Source organism: Pseudomonas sp. AGC41, from assembly GCF_057334555.1.
Window position 1 is genome coordinate 26,356 of the sequence record NZ_JBHFJB010000062.1, and the last position, 5,370, is coordinate 31,725.

A 5,370-nucleotide genomic window follows, 5' to 3' on the forward strand; every position below is an offset into this window, starting at 1 on the left:
GTGCAAGACACGGTCAACGTCAGCGATTTCCGCGTACTCGATCGCGAGTGGGTGCTGGCCCAGGCCAATGCCGTGCTCAACGATTCGCCCGTCGCGGCGGTCAAGCTGGGGATGCTCGGTTCGCTGGAAATGGTCGACACGGTGGTCGAGCTGCTCCAGGCGCACCCACACCTGCCGATGGTCTGCGACCCGGTGCTGCGCGCCGGTGGCGGCGGACGACTGGGCAAGGATGAAGTCGGCTACGCCATGCGCGAGCGTCTGCTGCCGCTGGCAATCATCGCCACGCCCAACCTCCCAGAAGCGCGCATTCTCGCCGAACTGCCGGAAGGCAGCGCCGATGAATGCGCCGAAAAACTGCTGCCCTTCGTCAAGCACCTGCTGATCACCGGCGGTCACGGCGATGAACATGAAGTCCACAATCGCCTGTACAGCCGCGACGGACGCCGCGAGACCTTCACCTGCCAGCGCTTGCCCGGCAGCTATCACGGTTCCGGCTGCACCCTGGCCAGCGCCCTGGCCGGCCGTCTGGCCCAGGGCGAACAGCTCGCCAGCGCGGTGAAGACCGCGCTGGATTACACCTGGCGCACCCTTCGCGATGCCGAACAACTGGGCAAAGGCCAGTTCGTACCGCGTCGCCTGCCGCTGGATTTCTGCTCGTAGACAGGAGCCGTGGAATGAAATTACGTGGCCTTTATGCCGTCACCGACAGCCAGTTGCTGGCCGGCAAGTTCCTCGCCTATGTGGAAGCCGCGCTGGAAGGTGGCGTGACCCTGCTGCAATACCGCGACAAAAGTAGCGACGAGGCCCGGCGCCTGCGCGAGGCCGAGGCGCTGCGCAACCTGTGCGAGCGCTACAAGACCCAATTGATCATCAACGATGACGCCGAACTGGCCGCACGCCTGGGCGTCGGCGTCCACCTGGGCCAGACCGATGGCCCGCTGGCGCCGGTGCGGGCGTTGCTGGGGCATAAGGCGATCGTCGGCGCCACTTGCCACGCCAGCCTGGATCTGGCTGAACAGGCCGTCCGGGAAGGCGCCAGCTACGTCGCGTTCGGGCGCTTCTTCAACTCCAACACCAAGCCCGGGGCGCCCGCCGCAAACCTTGAACTGCTCGAACAGGCCCGCATCAAACTGCATATACCGGTGTGCGCCATCGGCGGCATAACCCTGGAAAACGCCGCCCCGCTGGTGGCCCATGGTGTCGACCTGCTCGCGGTGGTCCATGGCCTGTTCGGCGCCGACAGCACGGCTGAAGTGACGCGCCGCGCCCGCGCCTTCAATGACCTGCTGAATATCAAATAGTCATTTCCGTTTTCGAGAGCCCAACCATGTCCCGTTCCGAAACCCTGTTTGCCAACGCCCAAAAACACATCCCCGGCGGCGTGAACTCACCCGTTCGTGCGTTCAAGAGCGTCGGCGGCACCCCGCTGTTCTTCAAGCACGCCGAGGGCGCATATGTCACCGACGAAGACGACAAGCGCTACGTCGACTACGTGGGTTCGTGGGGCCCGATGATCCTCGGTCACAGCCATCCGGACGTGCTGGACGCGGTGCGCAAGCAACTGGAACACGGCTTGTCCTATGGCGCGCCGACCGCGATGGAAACCGAAATGGCCGATCTGGTCTGCGCCATCGTGCCATCGATGGAAATGGTGCGCATGGTCAGTTCCGGCACCGAGGCAACCATGAGCGCGATCCGCCTGGCGCGTGGCTACACCGGGCGCGACAGCATCATCAAATTCGAAGGCTGCTACCACGGTCACTCCGACAGCCTGCTGGTCAAGGCCGGCTCCGGCGCGCTGACCCAAGGCGTGCCCAGCTCGGCGGGCGTGCCGGCGGCATTTGCCAAACACACGCTGACCCTGCCGTTCAACGACCTCGAAGAAGTCGAGAAAATGCTCGGCGAAGTCGGCCAGGAAGTGGCCTGCATCATCGTCGAGCCGGTGGCCGGCAACATGAACTGCGTGCCGCCAGCGCCGGGTTTCCTCGAAGGCCTGCGCAGCCTGTGCGACCAGCACGGCGTGGTGCTGATTTTCGACGAAGTGATGACCGGCTTTCGCGTCGCCCTCGGCGGAGCCCAGGCTCATTACGGTGTGACGCCGGACCTGAGCACCTTCGGCAAGATCATCGGCGGCGGCATGCCGGTGGGCTGCTTCGGCGGCAAGCGCGCAATCATGGAGTGCATCGCGCCGCTGGGCCCGGTCTACCAGGCCGGCACCCTGTCGGGCAATCCGCTGGCCATGGCCGCCGGCCTGACCACCCTGCGCCTGATCAGCCGTCCGGGTTTCCACGCCGAGCTGAGCGACTTCACCACTCGCCTGCTCGACGGCTTGCAAGTACGCGCCGATGCGGCGGGCATCCCGTTCGTGACCACCCAGGCCGGCGGCATGTTCGGCCTGTACTTCAGTGGCGCCGATGACATCGTGACCTTCGACGACGTGATGGCCAGCGACGCCGACCGCTTCAAGCGCTTCTTCCACCTGATGCTCGAGGGTGGCGTCTACCTGGCGCCAAGCGCGTTCGAAGCCGGCTTCACCTCCATCGCCCATGGCGAGGCCGAGTTGAAGATCACCCTCGACGCGGCCGAGCGGGCCTTTGCTGCGCTGAAGTAAACGCCTGAACAACTGACGCTGGCTGACACCAGCGTCAGTGATTGAACCATTGCCTCGGGCTACCTTTATCCAGGTATTTACCCAACAAGTGGTCGATGTCGTTCCCTCGCAGCAGAAAAACGAGTAAAGACTTTGTAAGGATGGCCCTGCTTATTTCATAATGCGCGCTTATTGGATCCCCCGGAGGGTCCACGCGCCCCTCAGAGGTAAGTCGATTCCCATGAACCGCACCGGCCGCACCCTTGCCTTGGGCTGCCTGTTGCTCCTTCAGCCCCTGCTCGCCAACGCACAGGCAGGCGGCAACTCGTTGTTGATCCCGGCGATGGGCCGTTGCACGCTCAACACCCAGCCACAAGATCTGGCACCGGCACTCGACGCCTGTCGAAAAGCCGCCGACGAGGGCGATGCCCAAGCGCAATATGAGCTGGGCGAGTTCTACTATGACGGCAAGGCCGCGCCCCGCGACCTCAAGCAAGCCCTCGACTATTTCGAAAAAGCCTCGCTGCAAGGCCACGCGCAGGCGCAATTCAAGCTTGGCGGCATGTTCTTCCATGGCGAAGGTGTACCGGCCAACAACGTCCAGGCTTACATCGTCTTGAAGATGGCGGCGGTCAACGGCGCCGAAGAGGCCCTGGACACCGCCGACGAAGTCGCCGAGCAGATGCCCCGCGACGAGCTGGAAGTGGCCACCCAGGTGCTGGGACAGATCTTTCGCAAATACCTGATGGAATTGCAGAGCGCCGATGGGCGCACGCCGTTTTCGCCGCTGCCCTGAATCCGCCACGGCCCCTCGTGGCTGAGAGTTTGTTGTGGCGAGGGAGCTTGCTCCCGCTCGGTTGCGCAGCGACCGCAAAATCTTGGGGCCGCTACGCCCGAGGCGTCGGACCGGCCCAGCGGGAGCAAGCGCCCTCGCCACAAAGGACTGCGCTCAACTTATAGACAGGTTTACTTCTCAGGCATCGGCATCGGAAACGGCATGACATTGCCAACCGCGCCACGGGCTTCGCTGATCTTCGGCGTGCCCAGGCGCTCGACCTCGTCGATGCGCACGATCGAGTGCATCGGCACGAAGCTGCGCACCACGCCTTCGAACTGCGCCTTGAGCTTCTCTTCGCTCGGGTCGACGACCACTTGCGTGCGCTCGCCAAAGACGAATTCCTCGACCTCCAGGAAGCCCCACAGATCACTCTGATAGATCTGTTTGGCGTACATTTCGAACACCTGGCCCTGGTTGAGGAAAATCACCTTGTAGATTGGAGCTTCACGTTTGGTCATGGCTGGCGAAACACATCGGCGGGTAAAAAATGAGGGCGCGAACTATAGCATAGCCACTGCTCGCGCAGCGGTAGGAACCGCGGGACTTGTTCCCTATAATGCGCGGTTCTTTGAATCACGTGATGAACCCGTCCATGGCCAAGAAGCTTTACATCGAAACCCACGGTTGCCAGATGAACGAGTACGACAGCTCGCGCATGGTTGATCTGCTGGGCGAACACCAGGCCCTGGAAGTCACCGCCCGCGCGGAAGACGCGGACGTGATCCTGCTCAACACCTGCTCGATCCGCGAACGTGCCCAGGACCGGGTGTACTCCCAGTTGGGCCGCTGGCGCGAACTGAAGCTGGCCAATCCGGACATGGTCATTGCCGTGGGCGGCTGCGTCGCCAGCCAGGAAGGCGCGGCCATACGTGATCGCGCGCCCTACGTGGACGTAGTCTTTGGCCCACAGACCCTGCACCGCTTGCCGGAAATGATCGACGCCGCGCGCATCACCAAACTGCCGCAAGTAGACGTCTCGTTCCCGGAAATCGAAAAATTCGACCATCTGCCCGAACCGCGTATCGACGGCCCAAGCGCCTACGTGTCGGTGATGGAAGGTTGTAGCAAGTACTGCACGTTCTGCGTGGTGCCGTATACCCGCGGCGAAGAAGTCAGCCGTCCCTTCGATGACGTGATCGCCGAAATCATCCACCTGGCGGAGAACGGTGTGCGCGAAGTGACCCTGCTGGGGCAGAACGTCAACGGCTACCGCGGGCTGACTCACGACGGGCGCCTGGCGGACCTCGCCGAACTGATCCGCGTCGTGGCGGCGGTGGACGGCATCGACCGCATTCGCTACACCACCTCGCATCCGCTGGAGTTTTCCGACAGCCTGATCCAGGCCCACGCCGAGGTTCCCGAGCTGGTCAAGCACCTGCACCTACCGGTGCAATCGGGTTCCGACCGGATCCTCGCGGCCATGAAGCGCAACCACACGGCGCTCGAGTACAAATCCAAGCTGCGCAAACTGCGCGCGGCGGTCCCGGGGATCTGCATCAGCTCGGATTTCATCGTCGGTTTCCCCGGCGAAACCGAGAAGGATTTCCAGCAGACCATGAAGCTGATCGAGGATGTGGGCTTCGATTTCTCCTATTCCTTTGTCTACAGCCAGCGCCCCGGCACGCCGGCGGCGGACCTTTTGGACGAGACGCCCGAGGCAGTGAAGAAGGAGCGGCTCAACGCCTTGCAGCACCGCTTGAACCAGCAAGGTTTCGAGATCAGCCGACAAATGGTCGGCTCCATCCAGCGGATCCTGGTGACCGATTACTCGAAAAAAGACCCGGGCGAATTGCAGGGACGCACCGAGAACAACCGTATCGTCAACTTCCGCTGCGACACTCCGGCCTTGATCGGCCAGTTCGCCGACGTGCACATCGACGCCGCGCAACCGCACTCCCTGCGCGGTTCGCTGGTCCAGTAACGACACTATCCCATGTGGGAG

6 protein-coding genes are annotated in these 5,370 nt (G+C 63.1%); 5 read left to right on the forward strand and 1 reads right to left on the reverse strand.

From position 1 onward, the window contains the following. The 4 genes from ACE04F_RS11805 to ACE04F_RS11820 form a co-directional block, all read left to right on the forward strand. Window positions 1-660: bifunctional hydroxymethylpyrimidine kinase/phosphomethylpyrimidine kinase (locus ACE04F_RS11805; protein ID WP_486106862.1), on the forward strand; the 660-nt coding region annotated here is incomplete at its 5' end. Window positions 661-674: 14 nt separating this feature from the next. Next, the gene (gene thiE, locus ACE04F_RS11810; protein WP_486106864.1) at window positions 675-1,301 is read left to right on the forward strand and encodes a thiamine phosphate synthase; all 627 of its coding nucleotides are present in this window, start codon (window positions 675-677) and stop codon (window positions 1,299-1,301) included. Between the two features lie 26 nt (window positions 1,302-1,327). Beyond that, a complete protein-coding gene (gene hemL, locus ACE04F_RS11815) occupies window positions 1,328-2,611 on the forward strand; it encodes a glutamate-1-semialdehyde 2,1-aminomutase (protein ID WP_486106866.1) in 1,284 nt (427 codons plus the stop codon). 220 nt (window positions 2,612-2,831) lie between these two features. After that, window positions 2,832-3,386 (forward strand): tetratricopeptide repeat protein, encoded by a 555-nt coding sequence (locus tag ACE04F_RS11820; protein ID WP_486106867.1) that lies wholly within the window; start codon window positions 2,832-2,834, stop codon window positions 3,384-3,386. 170 nt (window positions 3,387-3,556) lie between these two features. Here the strand turns inward: ACE04F_RS11820 and ACE04F_RS11825 are convergent, their stop codons facing one another. Continuing rightward, a complete protein-coding gene (locus tag ACE04F_RS11825) occupies window positions 3,557-3,886 on the reverse strand; it encodes a DUF1820 family protein (protein ID WP_003185742.1) in 330 nt (109 codons plus the stop codon). Between the two features lie 134 nt (window positions 3,887-4,020). Between ACE04F_RS11825 and miaB the strand changes: the two genes are divergently transcribed. Continuing rightward, window positions 4,021-5,349 carry a tRNA (N6-isopentenyl adenosine(37)-C2)-methylthiotransferase MiaB gene (gene miaB / locus ACE04F_RS11830; RefSeq protein ID WP_486106870.1) on the forward strand — a complete coding sequence of 443 codons (1,329 nt, stop codon included), beginning with the start codon at window positions 4,021-4,023 and terminating at the stop codon, window positions 5,347-5,349. Window positions 5,350-5,370: the final 21 nt, after the last annotated feature.